Origin of the sequence: Bacillus litorisediminis, from assembly GCF_022808645.1 — a bacterium.
In the GTDB taxonomy this organism is placed as follows: Bacteria; Bacillota; Bacilli; order Bacillales; family JC228; genus Bacillus_BF; species Bacillus_BF litorisediminis.
The window spans coordinates 75,458-96,878 of the sequence record NZ_JAKZKT010000014.1; the positions used below are offsets into that span (position 1 = coordinate 75,458).

16 protein-coding genes are annotated in these 21,421 nt (G+C 39.8%); 11 read left to right on the plus strand and 5 right to left on the minus strand.

The genetic code is table 11. The features are described 5' to 3' along the window. The first annotated feature begins 242 nt into the window (after positions 1-242). From MLE14_RS09450 to murC, 5 genes are all read left to right on the plus strand, one after another. The gene (locus tag MLE14_RS09450; RefSeq protein ID WP_243298121.1) at positions 243-569 is read left to right on the plus strand and encodes a thioredoxin family protein; all 327 of its coding nucleotides are present in this window, start codon (positions 243-245) and stop codon (positions 567-569) included. A 210-nt stretch (positions 570-779) separates the two neighbouring features. Beyond that, a complete protein-coding gene (locus MLE14_RS09455; protein ID WP_243298136.1) occupies positions 780-1,580 on the plus strand; it encodes a DUF1444 domain-containing protein in 801 nt (266 codons plus the stop codon). A 186-nt stretch (positions 1,581-1,766) separates the two neighbouring features. Next, complete coding sequence (locus MLE14_RS09460) at positions 1,767-4,229, plus strand: DNA translocase FtsK (protein WP_279326806.1); 2,463 nt, start codon at positions 1,767-1,769, stop codon at positions 4,227-4,229. A 229-nt stretch (positions 4,230-4,458) separates the two neighbouring features. Next, positions 4,459-5,568, plus strand: a complete 1,110-nt coding sequence (locus tag MLE14_RS09465; protein ID WP_243298122.1) for a nicotinate phosphoribosyltransferase — start codon at positions 4,459-4,461, stop codon at positions 5,566-5,568. A gap of 99 nt (positions 5,569-5,667) precedes the next feature. Beyond that, on the plus strand, positions 5,668-6,978 hold the full coding sequence (gene murC / locus MLE14_RS09470; protein ID WP_243298123.1) for a UDP-N-acetylmuramate--L-alanine ligase: 1,311 nt from the start codon (positions 5,668-5,670) through the stop codon (positions 6,976-6,978). Positions 6,979-7,120: 142 nt separating this feature from the next. Here murC and MLE14_RS09475 read toward each other — a convergent pair whose 3' ends face one another. Continuing rightward, positions 7,121-8,236 carry an aminopeptidase gene (locus MLE14_RS09475; RefSeq protein ID WP_243298124.1) on the minus strand — a complete coding sequence of 372 codons (1,116 nt, stop codon included), beginning with the start codon at positions 8,234-8,236 and terminating at the stop codon, positions 7,121-7,123. A gap of 197 nt (positions 8,237-8,433) precedes the next feature. On the opposite strand from MLE14_RS09475, the gene MLE14_RS09480 reads away from it, so the two are divergent. The 4 genes from MLE14_RS09480 (at position 8,434) to ccpA (ending at position 11,920) form a co-directional block, all read left to right on the plus strand. Continuing rightward, complete coding sequence (locus tag MLE14_RS09480) at positions 8,434-8,925, plus strand: DUF948 domain-containing protein (RefSeq protein WP_243298125.1); 492 nt, start codon at positions 8,434-8,436, stop codon at positions 8,923-8,925. A gap of 17 nt (positions 8,926-8,942) precedes the next feature. After that, a complete protein-coding gene (locus MLE14_RS09485; protein WP_243298126.1) occupies positions 8,943-9,389 on the plus strand; it encodes a YtxH domain-containing protein in 447 nt (148 codons plus the stop codon). Between the two features lie 225 nt (positions 9,390-9,614). After that, entirely contained in the window at positions 9,615-10,691 is a 1,077-nt protein-coding gene (locus MLE14_RS09490; protein ID WP_390628578.1) for a bifunctional 3-deoxy-7-phosphoheptulonate synthase/chorismate mutase, read from the plus strand. 230 nt (positions 10,692-10,921) lie between these two features. After that, complete coding sequence (gene ccpA / locus MLE14_RS09495; protein ID WP_243298127.1) at positions 10,922-11,920, plus strand: catabolite control protein A; 999 nt, start codon at positions 10,922-10,924, stop codon at positions 11,918-11,920. 43 nt (positions 11,921-11,963) lie between these two features. Here the strand turns inward: ccpA and MLE14_RS09500 are convergent, their stop codons facing one another. From MLE14_RS09500 to MLE14_RS09510, 3 genes are read right to left on the minus strand one after another with little or no spacing between them, the layout of a single operon-like run. Next, a complete protein-coding gene (locus MLE14_RS09500; RefSeq protein ID WP_243298128.1) occupies positions 11,964-13,118 on the minus strand; it encodes an acetoin utilization protein AcuC in 1,155 nt (384 codons plus the stop codon). After that, the gene (locus tag MLE14_RS09505) at positions 13,111-13,764 is read right to left on the minus strand and encodes an acetoin utilization AcuB family protein (RefSeq protein WP_243298129.1); all 654 of its coding nucleotides are present in this window, start codon (positions 13,762-13,764) and stop codon (positions 13,111-13,113) included. The genes MLE14_RS09500 and MLE14_RS09505 overlap by 8 nt, the downstream gene beginning before the upstream one ends. A 22-nt stretch (positions 13,765-13,786) precedes the next feature. Next, positions 13,787-14,419, minus strand: a complete 633-nt coding sequence (locus MLE14_RS09510) for a GNAT family N-acetyltransferase (protein ID WP_243298130.1) — start codon at positions 14,417-14,419, stop codon at positions 13,787-13,789. 192 nt (positions 14,420-14,611) lie between these two features. On the opposite strand from MLE14_RS09510, the gene acsA reads away from it, so the two are divergent. Next, the gene (gene acsA, locus MLE14_RS09515; RefSeq protein ID WP_243298131.1) at positions 14,612-16,330 is read left to right on the plus strand and encodes an acetate--CoA ligase; all 1,719 of its coding nucleotides are present in this window, start codon (positions 14,612-14,614) and stop codon (positions 16,328-16,330) included. Positions 16,331-16,639: 309 nt separating this feature from the next. Next, positions 16,640-20,920 carry a S8 family serine peptidase gene (locus MLE14_RS09525; protein WP_279326807.1) on the plus strand — a complete coding sequence of 1,427 codons (4,281 nt, stop codon included), beginning with the start codon at positions 16,640-16,642 and terminating at the stop codon, positions 20,918-20,920. A 239-nt stretch (positions 20,921-21,159) separates the two neighbouring features. On the opposite strand, the gene MLE14_RS09530 is transcribed toward MLE14_RS09525, so the two are convergent. Further along, the coding region (locus MLE14_RS09530) for a transposase (RefSeq protein ID WP_243298132.1) at positions 21,160-21,421 on the minus strand (262 nt) is incomplete at its 5' end.

A 21,421-nucleotide genomic window follows, 5' to 3' on the forward strand; every position in this document is an offset into this window, starting at 1 on the left:
TGGTAATATTTGTCAAATTTCATTCAATTTCACTAAAAATCGACGAAATTCCCCTTATAGATTTTATCGGTAGAACAAATCAAGAGTTTAACGAAAATATGTGGCTAAACATGGATAAACTTAATAATTGGTGCAAAAGTCATAAAAGAAGAGTTCAACAGCAAATCATTAGTCTTTAACCTATTACTTTTGATACAATTTCTTAAGAAATGAATTAAGGCCATGTCTGGAGGTAATTTTTGATGAAGAAACTGCATTCTATGGAAGAAGTGGATACGCTCGTTAATAGCGGAACTCATGTATTTTTATTTTCAGCAAACTGGTGTCCTGATTGTCGTTTTATAGAACCGTTTATGCCAGAAGTAGAAGCCAAGTTTTCTGATCTTGAATTTGTTTATGTAGACAGGGACGAATTTATTGATCTCTGCGGAGAATGGGACATTTATGGTATTCCTAGTTTTGTTGCTTTTCATAATGGAAATGAGGTAGGACGATTCGTTAGTAAAGATCGTAAGACAAGAGAGGAAATTGAAGCCTTTCTGACAGGAATTTCTGGAACAGTGGATTAAAAGCAGGTAACTGCCGGCAGATCCAATCTGATTGCCGGCAGTACACGTTGAGTTTGTAAGAACTTGTTAACTGTAAGACCCGCTCTTTCGTACATCCTCACATTATATTACCTTCACTATCTTTATCCCCGCAGCATGGTTGAACATTCGCTTTTAAATTCAGTACAATAAGCTTTATGTAGAGGGAAAAATGAGGTGGATATCATGAAAATGAATACTCTAAAAATGAAACAGATTCTTCAGGAAAAATTTATGGCTCCTGATCGGACCATTCGCTATGATCGTGAACATGATACTTTGCGGATTGAAAATAATAACACCGGAAAGGGAATTACCGTCTCCCTCGCCTCAGTTGTCAATAAATGGAATGAGATAAAGGATAAGGCGATTGAGGAAATTGTCTACTATGTGAATGAAGCCCTTACTGTAATGGGGAAGGACCATGTAATGGACCAGGCAGGCGGTCTCATCTATCCGGTGATAAGAGCCACTTCATTTCCAACAAAATCAGAAGATGGAGCTACGTTATTATTTGATGACCACACTGCTGAAACGCGAATCTATTATGCATTGGACTTGGGTAAAAGCTATCGGCTGATCGATGAAAAATGGCTGGAAAAAAACGAACTATCGGCACAATCTGTCAGAGAGATGGCTAAGTTTAATGTCCGGTCACTTCATACAGAAATGAAACAGGATGAAGTCGCAGGGAATACTTTTTATTTTATTAATTCGAATGATGGCTATGATGCAAGCAGGATATTGAATGATGTATTTCTTCGAAAAATGTCAGAAAAAATGAAGGGAACTATGACGGTATCTGTTCCGCATCAGGATGTTTTGATTATAGGAGACATCCAAAATGATACAGGCTATGATGTTTTGGCGCAGATGACAATGAGTTTTTTTACAAACGGATATGTACCGATTACGGCTCTGTGTTTCCTTTATCAGGATGGAGACTTTGAACCAATCTTTATCTTGGGGAAAAACAAACCTCCTACTGAATAGGAAGTTCTCTGCTTATGTTACATCTGTGACATTTTCATTGATTTTTAGAAACGATAGGAAGTTCAATACTCTATTAGTCTAAAATAAGCTATAATAGAAGAAAAAACTCAGAGCCTAATCCTGAGTTTTTTCTGCCTATAAGGCAATGTTTTTACTACAGCAGCAAATAAAAAGTGAGGGTTTTCGATGAATTTCTTTCAAAAATGGATTCAAAAATTAAAGAAACAAGATGAGGAACAATCAGTTCTGGAAGAATATTTAAAAGAACTGCCTTCCGCAAGCCTATCGGAAAGTCGCGGAAAAGATGTCGAAGCCCGCATTACATATCAATATCCTAAAGGGCAATTCAGATTTCCCTTAATATCCGATGAAGAATTACATAGAAAAAGGCATCAAACAATGCGTACATTTAAGAACAAAGAACGGGAGATGGAGAAGAGTATTCCGATTCGGGAAAGAAGAAGATCAGGCATTGAACAAACAGAAGTCAAACAGACTGAAGTAAAAGAAGAATTTCAGAAAAAGATCGAAATGAAAAAAGGACCGAAGAAACCATTTTCTCCTACTAAAATTCCATCTCCCATATATGGATTTCATAGCCGTTCTGAACATAATAGCCTGCTTCTATCAAATAAAGAAAAGTCTCCTATTCCTACATATGCAAATGATACATATCAAAAAGGGTTTTTTACTGAAATTCTTGGAGATGAGACTGAAACAATAGAAAGTACAGACGAAGGCATTACAGCTGATATTTTGGAAGAGGCAGAAAATCAGATCCAGGCTGAAACACAAAACGTATCTGTGACGGAACAGCAGCCAGAAAGGGTTGAAAGGCATATAATTTCGCATACAGTTACAGAAGAGGAGAAAGAACATTTATTCATTGAAACAGAGGAAATAAAGGAAATAGAAGAAGATATAGTGTCGATAAAAGAAACGATACACAAGGAAGCAGAGGATATTCAAGTATTTTATGAGGATGACAAACTCGATGTAGAACATGATGCTATAGAAGACTATGATTCTGACAGAGTAGAGAATGAAAGCAACACAGAAACAATTGCAGCAGCAGATTCCTCTGAAAGTGATGAATCTACAACAGTTCAGCGCCGGGAAACGACTCGTCCCCATCTTCCATTTAATGTCATCATGCTGAAGCAGGATAAATTGAAGTGGGAAAGGCGAAAGCAAACGAAAACTGCTGCACCGGTTCAGCAACAAGCAGAAATAATCCAGCCTGAACAAAATACCTATTTATTCCCGAGTCAGCATTTACTGACTCCGCCTGCAAGTGAAACCGACCAAGGTGACTGGATTGAAAGTCAGGCTCAAATCCTAAATAAGACACTGGAGCACTTTCATGTGAAAGCAAAGGTTGTTAATTATTCCCAAGGACCTTCTGTTACAAGATTTGAAGTCAGCCCTGAACCGGGGGTTAAAGTTAATAAGATTACAAACTTAACAGACGATTTAAAGCTTAGCCTAGCAGCCCGAGATATCCGAATGGAAGCACCGATACCAGGCAAACATACGATCGGGATTGAAATTCCTAATTTAAAATCCAGACCTGTCCACTTAAGAGAGATTACTGAACATCCAAAATTTATTGAAAGCCCGTCACCATTGACAGTAGCTCTCGGCTTAAGTATTACTGGCGAACCGGTTGTAACAGATTTAAAGAAAATGCCCCATGGTTTAATTGCAGGGGCAACTGGTTCCGGAAAGAGTGTATGTATTAACTCTATATTAGTGAGCTTGTTATATAAAGCTCATCCAGATCAGGTTAAACTACTTTTGATTGACCCAAAAATGGTAGAATTGACACCTTATAATGGAATTCCTCATTTAGTCAGCCCTGTTATAACAGATGTTAAGGCAGCTACGAGCTCTTTAAAATGGGCAGTTCAGGAAATGGAATCACGCTATGATGAATTTGCGAAAACAGGTGTAAGGGATATTGAAAAATACAATCAATTATATCCCGAAGATACTTTGCCATACGTGGTCATTGTGATTGACGAATTGGCTGATTTGATGATGGTGGCACCTGCTGATGTGGAAGATGCAATTTGCCGAATTGCCCAGAAGGCAAGGGCTTGCGGTATTCATCTAATTATTGCGACACAAAGACCTTCAGTAGACGTTATAACTGGTTTAATTAAAGCAAATGTACCGACTAGAATTGCTTTTTCTGTATCTTCTCAAGTTGATTCAAGAACCATAATTGATGTATCCGGTGCAGAAAGACTGTTGGGAAAAGGGGATATGCTTTTCCTGGAAAATGGGGCTTCAAAACCTGTACGGTTGCAGGGTACGTTTGTATCGGATACTGAGATTGATGCAGTTGTGCAGCATGTCGCGATGCAGCAAGAAGCGGACTACCTATTCCGTCAAGAAGAATTATTGCAAAAAGCACAAATTGCTGATGAAGAAGATGAATTATTTATGGAGGCTTGCCAATTTGTCGTGGAGCAAGGGAATGCATCGACATCACTATTGCAAAGAAGATTTCGAATCGGCTACAACCGTGCGGCAAGACTGATAGAGATGATGGAAGCACAAGGTATAGTATCTGGTGCAAATGGAACAAAACCAAGGGACGTTCTGGTCTCTGAAGATGAGCTTGCGATCCAGTCTGACCAGTAGGCCACATCCACTGCGCTTTACTTGTAGTTGGATTCTATATAAAATGAAATAGGATAAGTGGCCCTCTCTCCCATGAGGGCCACTAATCTAATAAGCTTTTGCATATACTGAAGACAAACGCTTTTATGCCCTATTAAATTCTATGTATATGCAATCAATAATCAATGCAGTCAATTCCCTTTATATGTAAAGCAAGCAGTACAGTCACGGATACATAAGGAGATTAGCGATGAAGGAAATCGAATTGAAATTACAAGGGAAAATTAAAAGGCTAACGAATAAAACCTTTAAATTTGATGAGAGAGTGAAGGATGGCTGGTTTTCGGCTGTATATTTTTTAAAGACAAAAGAGATTGTTCAAAAATATCGGCCGAATAACACGGTAACGATGCAATTTTTCCAAAAGGATCATGCTGTTCTTTGCGGTACGGATGAGGTGATCGCCTTAATTCATACATTTGCTGATAATCCATCAGAGTTAGAAATTTATTCTCTGAAGGATGGGGATCAGATTGAACCGTTTGAAACCGTATTGACCATAACAGGACCCTATCAAAATTTTGGTTATTTAGAAGGATTGATCGATGGGATTTTGGCCAGAAGGACCTCTGTTGCTACGAATGTATATAATGTGGTGAAAGCAGCAGCCATTTCTGGGAAGCAAAAACCTATTATTTTTATGGGAGACCGTGATGACCACTTCACCCAGCAAGCGGGTGACGGGTATGCAGCCTATGTTGGAGGTTCGACCGCTCAGGCTACCCATGCCATGAATGAATGGTGGGGCAGAAAAGGAATGGGAACGATGCCTCATGCCCTTATACAGCTGTTCGATGGTGATATCATTGCTGCTTGTAAAGCGTATCAAGAAACGTATCCGCAAGATGAATTGTCTGCTCTCATTGATTACAATAATGATGTTATTACAGATGCATTAAAAGTGGCTAGAGAATTTGGTGAAGATTTAAAAACAGTACGTCTTGATACATCGAGAACAATGATTGATCAATATTTCCTTAGAAATCAGCACCTTTTAGGCACTTTTGATCCTAGAGGGGTAAATCCGGAATTAATTTTTGCTTTAAGAAAAGCATTAGATGACGAAGGGTTTCATCATGTCAAGATTCTTGTAAGCGGTGGATTTGACGAAAAACGGATCCTCGAGTTTGAAAAGAAAAAAGCACCTGTAGACATGTACGGAGTGGGACGGAGCTTGCTTAAAATCAATATTGGTTTTACCGGTGACAATGTTTTATTAGATGGGAAACCTCAGGCAAAAGCAGGCAGAAGATATCGCCCAAATCCAAGATTAGAAAAAGTGGAATTTCAGGAATCATAAGAACGAATGGGAAAATGGTTCAGCGAGAAGTTTGAATCGCAAATAAAAGAATGATTCATATAATGGTTTAAGATAGACGATTGTTGGAGGTTTCAATATATGACTCTTTATCACTTTGTTGGTATAAAGGGCTCTGGTATGAGTGCGCTTGCCCAAATTTTACACGATATGAATTTTAATGTACAAGGCTCTGATGTGGAAAAGCGCTTTTTTACACAGCTTGCTTTAGAAAAGTCAGGAATTACATTACTCCCTTTTGCCAAGGAAAATATTCAGCCAGGAATGACGATCATAGCGGGGAATGCTTATCCTGATACTCATGAAGAAATTCAAGAGGCTATGAAATTAGGACTCCCGATCGTTCGTTATCATCGTTTTTTGGGCGATTTTATGTCTAGGTTTACGAGTATTGCGATTACAGGAGCACATGGCAAAACGTCAACAACTGGTTTGCTTGCTCATGTTATGAAGGGCATTAAGCCCACCGCCTATTTAATTGGGGATGGTACTGGTCATGGAGATGAGAACGCTCAGTACTTCGTGTTTGAAGCTTGTGAATATAGAAGACATTTCTTATCCTATTTTCCTGATTACGCCATCATGACTAATATTGACTTTGACCACCCTGATTACTTTGCCAATATAGATGATGTTTTTGCTGCCTTTCAGGAAATGGCATGGCAAGTAAAAAAAGGGATTATTGCTTGTGGAGATGATGAACAGCTTCAAAAGATCCAAGCGAAAGTACCTGTTATGTTTTATGGATTTGATGAAGGAAACGACTTCCAGGCAAGAAATATTGAAAAGACTACTGAAGGTACATCATTTGATGTTTTTGTTAGAAATGAATTTTACTCTCGCTTTTTTATTAAGTCATACGGAGATCATAATGTATTAAATGCTCTCGCTGTTATAGCACTTTGTCATTATGAAGAATTGGATGTAGAGCAAGTAAAAGAACGATTAAAAACATTTGAGGGTGTCAAAAGAAGATTTACAGAAAAAGAAATTGGCAGCCAGATACTGATTGATGACTATGCTCATCACCCAACTGAAATTAAAGCAACGATTCAGGCAGCGCGACAAAAGTTTCCTGGCCAGGAGATTGTGGTCGTATTTCAGCCGCATACTTTTACAAGAACTCAGACATTTTTAGATGATTTTGCATCGAGTTTGAGTGAAGCGGACTGTGTGTATTTATGTGATATCTTTGGTTCAGCCCGCGAGCACCACGGCCAGCTGTCTATACACGACCTAAAAGATAAAATTGAAGGAGCCACTCTGCTTCAGGAAGATAATACATCCATACTAAATAAACACGATAACAGTGTGATCATTTTTATGGGAGCCGGCGATATCCAGAAATTCCAGGATGCTTATGAGGAATGGCTTGCTCAGCATAACAATTAGCTTCGAACTTTTGTTCGGGGCTTTTTTATTTATGGAAGGCATGCTTGTACAACGTTTCCTGTCTTTTTTCGGTACGAGTCTCCATAAAAAAGTGGAAGAACTAAGTAAAAAGGCCTGCCCTCTAGGCAAGCCTCTTATTTCGTTATTTTAAGTTCTCCGGATTCAATCCATCCAGCTCAGGTAAGACAAATCGTCCATCTTTACGAACGAGAACGTCATCAAAATAGATTTCCCCACCGCCATATTCAGGACGCTGAATATTAACCATATCCCAATGAATATTTGAGTGATTGCCATTATAAGCATTTTCATAGCATTGACCAGGTGTAAAGTGGAAGCTACCATCAATTTTTTCATCAAATAAAATATCTTGCATTGGATGAAGGATATAAGGATTAACTCCGATTGCAAATTCCCCGATATATCGGGCTCCTTCATCAGTATCGAATATTTTTTGAATCCGTTCTGTATCGTTAGAGGTTGCTTCTATAATTTTTCCATCTTTAAATGTTAAAGAGACATTTTCAAAGGTAAATCCTTGGTATGGAGAAGGTGTATTGTATGTAATGGTCCCATTTACTGAATCCTTAACGGGTGCTGTATATACTTCCCCATCTGGAATATTCGCATGACCCGCACATTTAATCGCTGGAATGTCTTTAATGGAAAAACGCAAATCAGTTCCCGGACCTGTAATTCGAACTTGATCAGTACGGTTCATTAACTCGACAAGCGGATCCATCGCCTGATTCATTTTACTATAATCAAGGTTACAAACATTAAAATAAAAGTCTTCAAATCCTTCGGTACTCATTTTGGCAAGCTGTGCCATGGATTCATTCGGATAGCGCAGCACAACCCATTTGGTTTTAGGAACACGAATTTCTCGGTGAACCTTTTTACCAATGGTATTACCTTCAATCTTCATTTTTTCATCAGGAACATCTGATAATTCGTTAATGTTGTTGCCAGAGCGCAACCCTATGTATGCATCCATTTCCTTCATGACGTTCGCTTCAAACTGAGCAATCATATTAAAATGATCCTCGGTGGCTCCCATTAATAGAGCCCGGTCAACCTGTTTATCTTTAATGGAAACAAAGGGATAGCCTCCAGCAGCATAGGCCTCCTTTACTAAAGCATTGACAAGCTCACGCTGCAGACCAAAATTTTCAATCAGCACCTTTTCCCCTTTTTGCAGCCGGATCGAATAATTAATCAGCGTATTTGCCAATTTTTCAACTCTTGGATCTCTCAATTTAACCCCTCCATACTTTTGTAATGATATACTTGTCATAATTCCATTATATTTTACACAAAGTAGCGAAAACATAAAAGAAAAGGCATATATAGAAGAGTTTTCCTTCAATGCAAGAATTTCTTTTAAAAATGAGTTTTTTTGTCTTACAATAAGGGAATAGGAAATATTACATGAATGATGGAGGTTTGCTGCGGATGGAGATTATTTTATATTTAAGTATAGCTGTAATTGCTATCGCATTTTTTATTTTAGTGATATTCTTAATCAAAACCCTAAAGTCCTTGCAAAAGACACTTGACAGCGTGTCACATACTTTGAATGGATTAGAAGGACAGCTGCAGGGTGTCACAAAAGAAACGACTGAGCTTTTAAAGAAAACAAATGCGTTAGCAGAAGATATAAAGGAAAAGTCTGTTAAATTAAATAGTGTGGTTGATGCTGTCAAAGATGTAGGTACTTCCATTCAAAAATTTAATCGCTCACTGGAAGGTGTCACTGAGAAGGTCATTCATCAGGTGGATACGAACCAGGAACGGATTTCGCAAGTTGTGCAATGGGGGCAGGTTTTTATGGAGCTTAGAGATCGCTGGAGCCAGAGAAAACAAAAGAATTCCCAAGAGCAGAAAAACGCTACGGAATACATAGAGAAAAAATTTAGGAATGAGCGTGATTTTGATCGCGCATAAAATAAAGGAGGACTTATATGGGACAAACTAATCAAAACCAAAACGATGGCGGAAGCATTAATACAAAGGATTTTATCATCGGTGCATTAGTCGGCAGCATTGTGGGAGCCGCTACAGCGCTTATGCTTGCTCCTAAATCAGGCAAAGAGCTTCGCAATGATTTAAATGAACAGGCCATTATCTTAAAGGAAAAAACAGGTCAATGGAAGGAACTGGCAGCGGAGAGCGGAAGCCAAATTGCATCAACTGCAAAAGAAAAAACAAATGAATGGACTCAAATGATTCAACAGCAATCGAATGAATTAAAAAATAAAGTAAAATCAATCCGCCTTGGCGTACATCCGGAAGGACAGGCTAAAGGAGAAGAAGAGGCTGCTGTTACCGATACAGAGGCAGATGTGGAAAGAAGATTAGAGGAGACCAAGAAGGCTTTTGATGAAATAGAAGAAAGCTATAAAGCGTGATATTCAAGCGATGGACATGCCCTGTTCATCGCTCTATTATTACCTTTTTAAAAATTTTGTCACCTTTCAAAAATAGGCATCATACAATACCTCATATACTTTAGTGCTTAAAAGCTTAAAAGCGTTTAATTATTAAAGAAATTTTTCGTGACATTTTAGCTGATATCCCTTATAATGAGTCCTAACTTAATAATTTGTCACAAAGCACAGGAGGGTGATTTTATCATGAGTAAAGATCTGGCAGAGTTAAGAAAGCAAATTGACGAGATTAATATGCAAATGTTAGAGCTGATTAACGAGCGTGGGAGAATAGCTCAAGAAATTGGAAAAGTAAAAATATCCCAAGGAGTTAATCGATATGATCCGGTTAGAGAAAGGGCTATGTTGAATAAAATCACCGAGGACTATGATGGGCCATACGAAGTGTCAACAATACAGCATATTTTCAAAGAGATCTTTAAGGCAGCTTTAGAACTTCAGGAAGATGACCATAGAAAGGCATTATTGGTATCGAGAAAGAAAAAGCCGCAAGATACGATTGTCCATGTAAAAGGAGAAGAAATTGGAAATGGCCGTCCACATTTCGTTTTTGGTCCATGTGCAGTTGAGTCTTATGAACAAGTGGCTGAAGTGGCAAAGGCGGTAAAAGCAAAAGGGTTGAAGCTGCTCCGTGGAGGGGCGTTCAAACCTCGTACATCCCCTTATGATTTCCAGGGACTTGGGATTGAAGGCTTAAAAATTTTAAAACAAGTGGCTGATGAATTTGACCTTGCTACGATTAGTGAGATTGTCACTCCTAATGACATTGAAATAGCGGTGGATTATATTGATGTTATTCAGATCGGTGCCCGTAACATGCAAAATTTTGAACTGCTAAAGGCAGCGGGTCAAGTCAATAAACCAGTCCTTTTAAAACGCGGATTAGCTGCGACAATCGATGAATTTATTAATGCTGCTGAGTATATTATGTCACAGGGTAATGGTCAAATCATACTTTGTGAAAGAGGAATCCGTACTTATGAAAAGGCAACCCGGAACACTTTAGATATTTCTGCAGTGCCTATCCTAAAGCAAGAAACTCATTTGCCTGTATTTGTGGATGTTACCCATTCAACTGGACGTAAAGATTTATTATTGCCAGCTGCAAAAGCGGCATTGGCAATCGGGGCAGATGGCGTAATGGCTGAGGTACACCCAGATCCAGCTGTTGCACTCTCAGATGCTGCCCAACAAATGGATTTAAAACAATTTGATGCATTTTATGCAGAAATTGAGAAGACACTGCAATTACAGCGTGCGTAAGAAAAACAGGTTCTCTTTTAAGAGGACCTGTTTTCCTTATATAATAGAATGAATACCAAAACCATGAATCATCGTCTTAATTAAAGCAAAAATTATTACGTTTTCGTGAAAATATGATAGAAATGTTTGCGGGTTGTCTATCTCTGTCGTATGATAGGATAAAGATTACAATGGATATTTAAACATTTCTTTACAAATAATAGAAATATGCCGGTAAGGAGTGAGGTCTAGTGAATGTAACCATATATGATGTTGCGAGAGAAGCAAATGTATCAATGGCTACTGTGTCAAGGGTAGTTAACGGCAATCCAAATGTGAAGCCAACAACCCGAAAAAAAGTATTAGAAGTTATCGAGCGTCTTGGCTATCGTCCAAACGCAGTTGCACGAGGATTAGCCAGTAAAAAAACCACGACAGTCGGAGTGATCATTCCGGATATTTCCAGTATTTTTTATGCGGAATTGGCTAGAGGTATTGAAGACATTGCAACAATGTATAAATACAATATTTTATTAAGTAACTCCGATCAAAATCCAGAAAAAGAACTTCATTTATTTCAAACGATGTTGGGCAAACAGGTAGACGGATTGGTATTTATGAGCGGGAATGTGACGGAAGAACATGTAAAAGAATTCGAGTCCACCTCTGTTCCGATTGTGTTAGCGGGATCTATTGAAGAACAAGGGAAAATTCCGTCCGTTAATATCGATTATGAACAGGCTGCCTATGATGCCGTCAACAGTTTTATTGAAAGAGGCCATAAGCATATTGCCTTTATAGTAGGACCGCTTAATGAGCCGATTAATTCAGTGAAAAAATTAAATGGATATAGAAGAGCTCTTCAAGATGCGGGGATTGAATATAATGAGGACTATGTAGTCGAAGGAGATTATTCCTACGATTCAGGTCTAGAAGCGACTGATCGTCTTCTAGATATGGATACAGCGCCTACTGCCATTTTCGTCGGCTCTGATGAAATGGCATTAGCAGTCATCCATAGAGCGAGAGACCGCGGAATTGTGGTACCTGATCAGTTAGAAGTTATTAGTTCTGATAATACGCGTCTGACGCAAATGGTCCGGCCGCAATTAACTACGATTGTACAGCCTCTATACGATATAGGAGCAGTTGCGATGCGTCTCTTAACCAAGCTGATGAATAAAGAATCAGTGGACGAGCACACGGTTATTCTTCCTCATCGAATTGAAGAACGACAATCAACTAAATAGATCGATATTGAAACGGCCGCAGACTCCTATCTGCGGCTGTTTCTTATCTAATCGGATATAGAGCTTTTTCTAATGTTCTTCTGTTTTTTTCAATAATTTCAGATTTCCTGGGAATAGGTGCATACATATCCCGGGAATCCGTCCATGAGGATGGTAAAGGAACAGGGGATTTTTCCTTCCATCTCTCGATCCATTGATCTGGGAGACTAGCAGAATTTACTTTTTCCAACTGATCAGTCATTTCCAGCCAAAGGAGAGACCACGCTCTAGGAACGACCCTCCAAATGTCATACCCTCCTCCTCCAACCGCAATCCATCTGCCTTGACAATATTGGTGAGCAATTTCATGCGCTAACTGTGGGATTCTTTTGTATATATCCATCGTTCCGCAAAGGTGAGTGAGCGGGTCATAGAAATGGGCGTCTACCCCGTTTTGGGTTACAATTACATCTGGTTTAAAATAGTTTGCCACTTCTTTAACAGCTGTTTCATAGATTTCTAACCAGGATTCGTCTTCCGTAAAGGCATCGATCGGGATATTAAAAGCAGTTTGATATCCTTTCCCTTGCCCTCTTTCCAGGACGTCTCCTGTACCTGGAAACAAATAACGTCCTGTTTCATGAATGGATAACGTACAAACAGAAGGCTCTTCATAAAAAGCCCATTGTACACCGTCACCATGATGTGCATCCGTATCGATGTACAAAACTTTTGCTCCATATTGATTCACGATATGCTGTATGGCCACCGCACAATCATTGTAAATGCAAAACCCTGAGGCTTTGCCTTTGAAACCATGATGCAGACCTCCGCCTAAATGAAGTGCATGTTTGTATTTACCGCTCATTACCGCATCGACAGCAGTAAGAGTTCCGCCAACAATATAAGAACTCGCTTCATGCATATTAGGAAAAATAGGGGTATCCTCTGTACCTAAGCCATAAGCTTCTGCCATTTCAGCATCAATCTGACCAATGCTTGCCAATTTTACAGCGTCAATAAATGAAGGAGAATGGATTAACCGAAGATCTTCCTCTGTTGCTTTTCTGGGCGCCATAATATGTGTCTCTTCAATGGCGTCAAGACATTTTAGAAGATCAAGGGTTAAGGTCAACCGGAACTGATTGAAGGGATGTTGTCCGCCAAATTTATATTGCAGCAGTTTGTCAGAAAAAATAAAGAGTGATTTTTTACTCATCGCGCGGCTCCCATGTGTAAGGTAATAGGACGTCAAATCCTTTCTCCTTTAAAGCTTTCACTATCCTAGTCGGATTCATAGTTTGAACTCGAAAAACTAGGATTTTAAAAGTTTCATCCAAATGGAATGGATTGACTAAAACACTATGAATATTTACATTTAGCTCACTGATGACAGCAGCTACTTTGGACAACATACCGGCACGATTTGGCACCTTCACTTCAATTTTTGAACCAGGCTGAAGTGCCCCTGTTAACTGTAAAAATGTATACAAAATATCAGTTTCAGTAACAATCCCAACAATTTTCTTATTAGAAACGATAGGGATACAACTAATTTGATTCTCATAAAAAAGATTAGCCACCTCTTCCACGAAATCAAGAGGGTGGGCTGTGATCACGTTTGTAACCATAAAGTTTTCAAGCTTTTCTTCTAAAATTCGGCCAAAATTGTTTGGGAATTCGAAACCAGACGGCAAGGCATCCTTAATATCACGGTCACTGATAATCCCTGCAATATAGCCTTCTTCGTCGGCGATAGGGATATGTCTTATATTTTTTTCATTCATTAATTGGACAGCCTTTTGGATTGTATCTTTTGGTGAAAGTGTGAATACTTCATGTTTCATCACTTCTTCTACAATCATTTGATTCACCCCACATTATGTGTTAGTACATAAAACGATTTTTAAATCGAAGCTGATCAAATTTTTCAATCGATTCAGGTGGAACTCTTGAACCAATTCTAGCCATTAGACAATTTGCAGGATGCGAACTGATTTCAGGATCATCTGTTGCAAACCACACAAGTCCGCCTGCGTTCATCATTTTTTCCATTACTTTTCTATATTCCCAAACATTAAGGCCCGTTCCCTTTAAGTCCCAATGCCAGTAGTATTCTGTTGTTATAATGATATAATCTTCCATCGCATCGTCCATCATAGATACTTGCAGGAGGGTTTTGGCCACTGAGTTTCCGCGAAATTGAGGGATGACTTCAATCGCTCCTAATTCAATTAAATCTTCCATTTTTCCTTCAGACCATCGCTCAAGTGGATCAGGGTAGAGGTATGTAACGTATCCAATCACAACCTGTTCCTTTCTTGCAATAATGATTCTGCCTTCAGGAAGAGCGGCTATTTCTACAAGTGCTTTATGCTGCTGAGCTGCTGGCCTAAACGAAGTTAAATCCTCATGAAAATGATAGATTGCCAGTTTCTCAGCGGGTACGGGTCCTTCTATGATGAGGGTTCCATTTGGAGTATGCAGTTCCATAGAATGAAATGTCTTATGATGCTCCATTTCTTCACCACCTAAGCGAGCAATTATTGGGTTTCTAAAAATATTTATTATTCATGTTGGAGCGTATGAAATAAGAGTTTTGATAGGTTGTTCTGGTTTATTAGGAATTAATAAAATTTTTAAAAATTGAGAACAGTCCCTCTTTATATTATAATACTATTTACACTCGAAATGTTTGAAGGAGGAGAAATAATGAAGTTGGAAGCGCTGCCAGTAATAAACGGTAAATTCAATCTAGAAGATTATGAGAAAGCTGTTGAAAGCTTTGATTGGAAAGAAGTCGAAAAAAATTTCAGCTGGTATGAGACTGGGAAGGTCAATCTTGCATATGAAGCGATTGACCGTCATGCTGAATCCTTCAGAAAAAATAAAGTAGCCCTCTACTATAAAGATGCAGAACGAAATGAAAAATATACCTTTAAAGAAATGAAAGACTTATCAAACCAGGCAGCCAATGTGTTAAAGACATATGGGAATGTCGGAAAGGGAGATCGCGTTTTTGTCTTTATGCCCCGCTCCCCGGAACTTTATTTTTCTGTTCTTGGTATTATAAAACTTGGTGCGATTGTAGGTCCACTTTTTGAGGCGTTTATGGAAGGAGCCGTTCGTGATCGGCTAGAAGACAGCGGAGCCAAGGTTTTAATTACGACTCCAGAATTGCTGGGTCGTGTACCAGTTAATGAGCTTCCAGCATTAGAAAAGGTCTTCCTTGTAGGGTCAAACATTGAAGAAGATGATATTTATGTTGATTTATTGACAAAACTAAAGAGTGCCAGTAAAGAATTTGAGATTGAGTGGGTGGACCGCAATGACGGGCTAATCCTTCACTATACATCTGGCTCAACTGGAAAGCCAAAAGGGGTTCTTCATGTTCACAATGCGATGATTCAGCATTACCAAACCGCAAAATGGGTGCTCGATCTCGGGGAAGAGGATATTTACTGGTGTACAGCTGATCCTGGCTGGGTTACGGGAACATCCTACGGAATTTTCGGCCCTTGGTTAACGGGAACAACGAATGTGATTATAGGAGGCCGTTTTAGTCCTGAAAGCTGGTATGGAGCAATTGAGGATCTTGGTGTAACAGTCTGGTATAGTGCACCTACCGCGTTTCGTATGTTGATGGGTGCAGGCGATGAAGTGGTTAAAAAGTTTAATCTTAAAACGCTCCGTCATATCGCCAGTGTCGGAGAGCCATTAAACCCAGAAGTCATTCGCTGGGGAATGAAGGTATTTAACTTACGAATCCATGATACATGGTGGATGACAGAAACGGGTGCTCAGCTGATCTGTAACTATCCTTGTATGGAGATCCGTCCAGGTTCTATGGGCAAACCGCTTCCAGGGGTAAAAGCGGCGATTGTTGATGATCAAGGAAATGAACTTCCGCCAAATAGAATGGGAAATCTCGCGATTAAAAAAGGCTGGCCATCGATGATGAAAACCATTTGGAACAATGAAGCCAAGTACCAGTCCTATTTTCTAGCAGGTGATTGGTATGTTTCCGGGGATTCAGCCTACATGGATGAGGATGGTTATTTCTGGTTCCAAGGCCGTATTGACGATGTGATTATGACATCCGGTGAAAGAGTGGGACCATTTGAAGTAGAAAGCAAACTGGTAGAACATCCAGCTGTTGCGGAAGCAGGTGTCATTGGCAAACCTGATCCTGTCCGCGGTGAAATTATTAAAGCCTTTATTGCACTTCGTGATGGATATGAGCCATCAGAAGAATTAATTGAAGAAATCAGACAGTTTGTTAAAAAGGGTCTTGCTGCCCATGCAGCTCCCCGTGAAATTGAATTTAAAGAAAAGCTTCCTAAGACAAGAAGCGGAAAAATTATGCGCCGCGTTCTGAAGGCTTGGGAATTGGATCTTCCTACTGGTGACTTATCCACAATGGAAGATTAAGCATGAATAAAAGGCAGTGTCTCTTAATCCGAGGCACTGCTTTTTTAGTTTATTGCTTATTTATGAAAAACGAATTTTACAATTGACCCAAGACGAAGGTCTTGTTTGAAATTACACTTCACAACTTTCTGCCCCCTATATTCTGCTTAATCTATAACATATGGATTACGCCTTTAGTCTCACAAACAAACCGCTTTTATGCATATCGAATCAATTTTAGAATGGGACGTTGAAATTAGACAAAGATGTGTTAGATTATATGAAAATATTACGTAATATTGAAAATATTTCAACTTCTGGAGGGGAAAAATGTCATTGAGCTTAAAAAAATCTATTACTTTATCACTCTTTTCGTTTTCGATTCTCATTGTTTGTCTAGTCAGCTTGTTCGTCCTTTATTCCAATGCTAAAGGCGAGGACTCTAGTCAAGATGATGTAAGAGTCATTGTTGAGTTAGAAGATCCCCCTTTGCTAAAGTCATTATCCCAAGAAGAAAACTCAGCAGAGATTCAAATCAATCAAGTGAAATCCATGAAAACATCACTAATCAAATCACATGAGCATACGCTGAATCAGGCAAGGAAAAAAGGAATTGATTTTAAAAAGGCAAAGGATTATACACTCTCATTTAATGGGATTGCACTAAAGGTACCTAAAGAGCAGCTTGATGAACTTTCTGCATTACCTGGGGTTAAAAAGGTACATACTGATCACCAATTTAACGCTACTCTGCTAGATAGTGTTCCATTAATAGGTGCGCCTGAGGTTTGGGAGACTCCTAACGAGAATAATAGTGAGACAACTGGAAAGGGCATTAATGTTGCCGTCATAGATACAGGTGTCGATTATACCCATCCAGACTTAGGCGGTAAGTTCGGCCCGGGAAATAAAGTTGCAGCAGGATATGACTTTGTAAATGATGATCCCGATCCAATGGATGACAATCTTCATGGCACCCATGTGGCTGGAATTATTGCGGCGAATGGTGAACTAAAGGGTGTAGCACCAGACGCCACAATCATCGCATATAAAGTTTTGAATGAATTTGGTACCGGGTATGAATCTGATATACTTGCTGCCTTAGAGGAAGCGGTTGATCCAGAAAATCCATTTCGTGCGGATGTCATTAACATGAGCTTAGGAGGACCGGGTGATGGAAACGATCCCTTGACGATTGCAGTAGAGAATGCAGTTGAATCAGGAATTTCAGTCATTGTTGCGGCAGGCAATTCTGGACATGGCTATGATACGATTAGTTCCCCTGGCGGAGCAGAAGGAGCTCTGACAGTTGGTGCCAGTATAAGCGGAGTCAAAGTACCGGAATTAAGTATGATAGCTCCAGAGAAACGTTTGCTTTCTTCTGCGAGACTCGAATTTTCCGCCAATCCAAATGAAGGTGTCATCACAACAGAATTAGTGGATATAGGAGAAGGATTGCCTGAGGACTATGAAGGAAAAGATGTTAAAGGAAAAACGCTTCTGATGGAGTACACACCTCTTAATATTGATCGGGCAATTTATGCAGAGGAGCAAGGCGCACAGGCTATCTTATTTTATGAAAATGTTCCCAGCTTTCCTGGACCTTTAGGAAACGGAAAGAACAGGCTGGAAGTGCAGCAGCATCAGTTTGAGGCGGGGACAGATTTTAACGGACGTTTAAATACGGTTGTTGCAGCAGAAATAAACGAAGAAACGGCCAATCTGTTAAAATCTCATTTAACGAATGGAACAGTAAAGATTGCTATAAATAGTGAGGATGCAGCTGATCAAATACCTGCCTTTAGTTCGCGCGGAACGACAGCACAATTCAAGATGGCACCAGATTTAGTAGCACCCGGTGTTGAGATAAATTCAACCGTTCCAAAAGCGTTGTATGAACCGGGATATTATAGAGTAAGCGGGACCAGTATGGCGGCTCCTCATGTTGCTGGAGCAGTCGCGCTATTGATGGAGTTACATCCAGATTGGGAGCCGGATGTCATCTCAGATGCTCTTGTTGGTACGGCTAAACCCTTGGAGCAGTATGATCCGCTCATCCAAGGAGCAGGACGTTTAGATGTACAAGCTGCAGCACAGGCTTTTGTCTCTGCTTCTCCGCGTAAGATTTCTTTTGGCTTAGCAGATCTTGCAGAAGACACGGTTGAGGAACATGAGACTTTTACATTAACAAACTTTAGCGAAGAACCGGTCAATATTGAATTATCAGTAAAGAATCATGATGAGAATTCTACTGTCCGTCTTAGTACGACAAGCCTTCAGCTGGACCCAGGACAAGAAACTGAAATCGAGGTGTCCATTTCATTAGAACGACCGGATGCCTCAGCCAATTGCATGGGCTGGATTGAAGCTAAAGTGGAAGGAGATGCACCTGATCTGCGTATTCCGTACTTTTTAGCCGTCAGACCGTTACAACTGTATGCTTCACCGGATCCAGCAATTAGCGATTCCGAAGTATTCATATATAGCTCGGCAGATTTAGAATCGGCTCCGACAGTAACGATTCAATCACCAGATGGGGATAAGCAAGAAATAGAGGCGATTCATGACCATGATCGTTGGTGGCGGGCACCTGTTCAAGCGGGAGATCCGGGAATATATCATATTACTGCAAAAGCAACTTCAAGCGAATTCAACCAAGAAGATTCAGTTGTTTTATATGGAACATCAACTCTTGAAGTAACTGAAACGCAAAAAGGGGATAGCGGTGTATCAAATTGGCAGGCAGTCGGTCCTAATGCGATAGGTGGTCAGTTACTCATAGATTCCAATAATAATAAAACTATGAAAGCTCTTCACCCAACAGGATTAGGCTATTTCTTTACGGATAATAAAAATGATGCATGGAAGGAAAGAAGAAACTTCCCCGTAGCAGGGGGAATGATCGTAAACGCTGTTGCGGACCCAACAGAAGAAAATAAAATTTACGTAGCGATTAACGGTGGCTCAACCGATCCAACATATCGCGGGAAGGTTCTGCAGAGTGATGACGGAGGATTATCATGGACATCCTTACCGTTTCCGAATGTAGAGCTTTCCGGCCTACAAATTGATGAAACAGGTAATGTCTTGTTTGGAATAACCGAATCCGCCATCTATATAAGTCAAAACCAAGGAAAATCGTGGGAACCTGTTTCTGGAGAATGGAATACTGTCAACGACACTCAATTAGTTGATACAGACTTGTACGTAGCTACTCAAGAAGGTCTTTATGTAGTTAAAAACGTATTTGAAGGGGGAGGGGAGATTGAACTTCTTTTTGAACCTCTTGGCAATCTCAAATGGGTAAAAGAGGTGGAAGGAAATAGTGAGGTATTGCTGGCTGTTTCCTATATGGAAGGACTATTTGTTTCATTTGATCAGGGAAAAACCTGGGAGCAAGTACATGATCCAATGGGAAGCCTACATTTACTCAAAATGATAGATAACAAAATTTACACGGGAACTACAAGAGAATTATGGGTCAGTGAGGATTACGGAGAAACATGGCAGTCTTTAAAGGATCCTCTTCCATCATCTATGCCAACAGATATTGTACAATCCAAAAGTGCAAATGGAAAGATATCGGGTTCAACTTTTGTCATTGCTCCAAATGGAGGAATCTTTGAGACAGATGATAATGGGCTGTCTTATCGCAGAATTGGTTTACCAGGAGCCACCGTCTATGACATTGCGCTTTCTGAAGATTTAAATGGAAAGCTCAATATTATTGCAGGTACCCAATATGATACGTACCGAAAACAGGTTCCAGCCAGTGAGAAAATCGACTCATCCACTCTTGAATGGGGAGAGTCAGGCGGTGAAGGGTATGTTGGAAAACAAATATTATTTGTCAAATCTTCACCAGATGACCCATCTGCTGTTTTCAAAATCCGGATGGGGGCACTTAGTACATTTTATGTTGACAAAAGTGAAGATGGCGGAGAAACTTGGACAAATGTTACAAGTAACACTGAATTACCGCAGGCTTTCCTGATTCATCCTGCAAACCCAAGTCAATTGTATATATCCTATTGGAGTTTGAAGGGAAGCGGACTATTGATAAGTGAAGATGCTGGAGAAACGTGGATGAAAAAAGATTTAGGACGTGAGATATTGGCAATAGCGGCTGACCCTGAAAACCCAGAACGCTTCTGGACAGGCGGCGCAGATGGATTATACGTTACTAACGATGGAGGAGAAACATTTGACAAACTACAAGACACACCAATCAATTCTCTCGCCGTTGACCCAAACAATCCTAAAAAACTAATAATAGGCGGGCATGAGTTATATTACAGTATAGACGGTGGTCATACATTAAAAGATGCCGAATATTCTAATCTCCCATTCTTAGTGAATGATATCGTATTTTCAACTAATAATTCGGACACAATCTATGCGGCAACCGGTTCTTATTATGACGGAGGCTTGCTAAAAGGAGGCCGCGGGGTGCTTCGCAGTACGGATGGCGGACAAACATGGCGTAGCTTCTCAGCAGGACTCGCCAATAAAAACACGACCTCGCTTGCCATAACCCCAGATGCTAAATATCTTTACGTTGGTACAGTAGGCGGAAGCGTCCATCGAGTGAAGCTGAATCAGGGAAATTGATAAAAAATCGTTCATAAATACTCTGAGTCATCACTACGTATGAAAGCCCTTTTTGCAAAGCAAAAGCAAAAAGGGCTTTTCATCTGGAAAAAGTAAGGAAGAAAGAATTGGACGGAAAACTATTGATATCCAAGGCCTAACAGTAGAAGAACATAAAAAAGAGTCCGGCCCTCTCAGGCTGAACTCTTTTCTTCTGGTTCTCCGTCAAATGTTGGGGTGATGACTAATTGTCGTCACCCTTAACCAATGTGAACCCCAATTCCTTTATATTGATGTGAAAGTAATATTTTGGCTCTAAAGCGTTTAAAGCTTCTAAAGCCAAATGCGTTTCGTTTTAATACTTTGGTTGAGTTATTGATCCCTTCCAAAAAACTATTGGAAAAGTTATATGCAAAACTATTAAGAATTTCGGTTTGCCAGTTTTGAATGGTTTGAATGGCCTTTTTCATTTCTGGAATTTCAGAAGCCTCAACCAGTTGATAAAAATCCTTTAGTTCTTGT

What these genes read in the sequence shown, in the direction of transcription:
- MLE14_RS09450 (WP_243298121.1), top strand. Translation starts at nt 243, where the DNA reads ATGAAGAAACTGCATTCTATGGAAGAAGTGGATACGCTCGTTAATAGC.
- MLE14_RS09455 (WP_243298136.1), top strand. Translation starts at nt 780, where the DNA reads ATGAATACTCTAAAAATGAAACAGATTCTTCAGGAAAAATTTATGGCT.
- MLE14_RS09460 (WP_279326806.1), top strand. Translation starts at nt 1,767, where the DNA reads ATGAATTTCTTTCAAAAATGGATTCAAAAATTAAAGAAACAAGATGAG.
- MLE14_RS09465 (WP_243298122.1), top strand. Translation starts at nt 4,459, where the DNA reads ATGAAGGAAATCGAATTGAAATTACAAGGGAAAATTAAAAGGCTAACG.
- murC (WP_243298123.1), top strand. Translation starts at nt 5,668, where the DNA reads ATGACTCTTTATCACTTTGTTGGTATAAAGGGCTCTGGTATGAGTGCG.
- MLE14_RS09480 (WP_243298125.1), top strand. Translation starts at nt 8,434, where the DNA reads ATGGAGATTATTTTATATTTAAGTATAGCTGTAATTGCTATCGCATTT.
- MLE14_RS09485 (WP_243298126.1), top strand. Translation starts at nt 8,943, where the DNA reads ATGGGACAAACTAATCAAAACCAAAACGATGGCGGAAGCATTAATACA.
- MLE14_RS09490 (WP_390628578.1), top strand. Translation starts at nt 9,615, where the DNA reads ATGAGTAAAGATCTGGCAGAGTTAAGAAAGCAAATTGACGAGATTAAT.
- MLE14_RS09500 (WP_243298128.1), bottom strand. Translation starts at nt 13,118, where the DNA reads ATGAGTAAAAAATCACTCTTTATTTTTTCTGACAAACTGCTGCAATAT.
- MLE14_RS09505 (WP_243298129.1), bottom strand. Translation starts at nt 13,764, where the DNA reads ATGATTGTAGAAGAAGTGATGAAACATGAAGTATTCACACTTTCACCA.
- MLE14_RS09510 (WP_243298130.1), bottom strand. Translation starts at nt 14,419, where the DNA reads ATGGAGCATCATAAGACATTTCATTCTATGGAACTGCATACTCCAAAT.
- acsA (WP_243298131.1), top strand. Translation starts at nt 14,612, where the DNA reads ATGAAGTTGGAAGCGCTGCCAGTAATAAACGGTAAATTCAATCTAGAA.
- MLE14_RS09525 (WP_279326807.1), top strand. Translation starts at nt 16,640, where the DNA reads ATGTCATTGAGCTTAAAAAAATCTATTACTTTATCACTCTTTTCGTTT.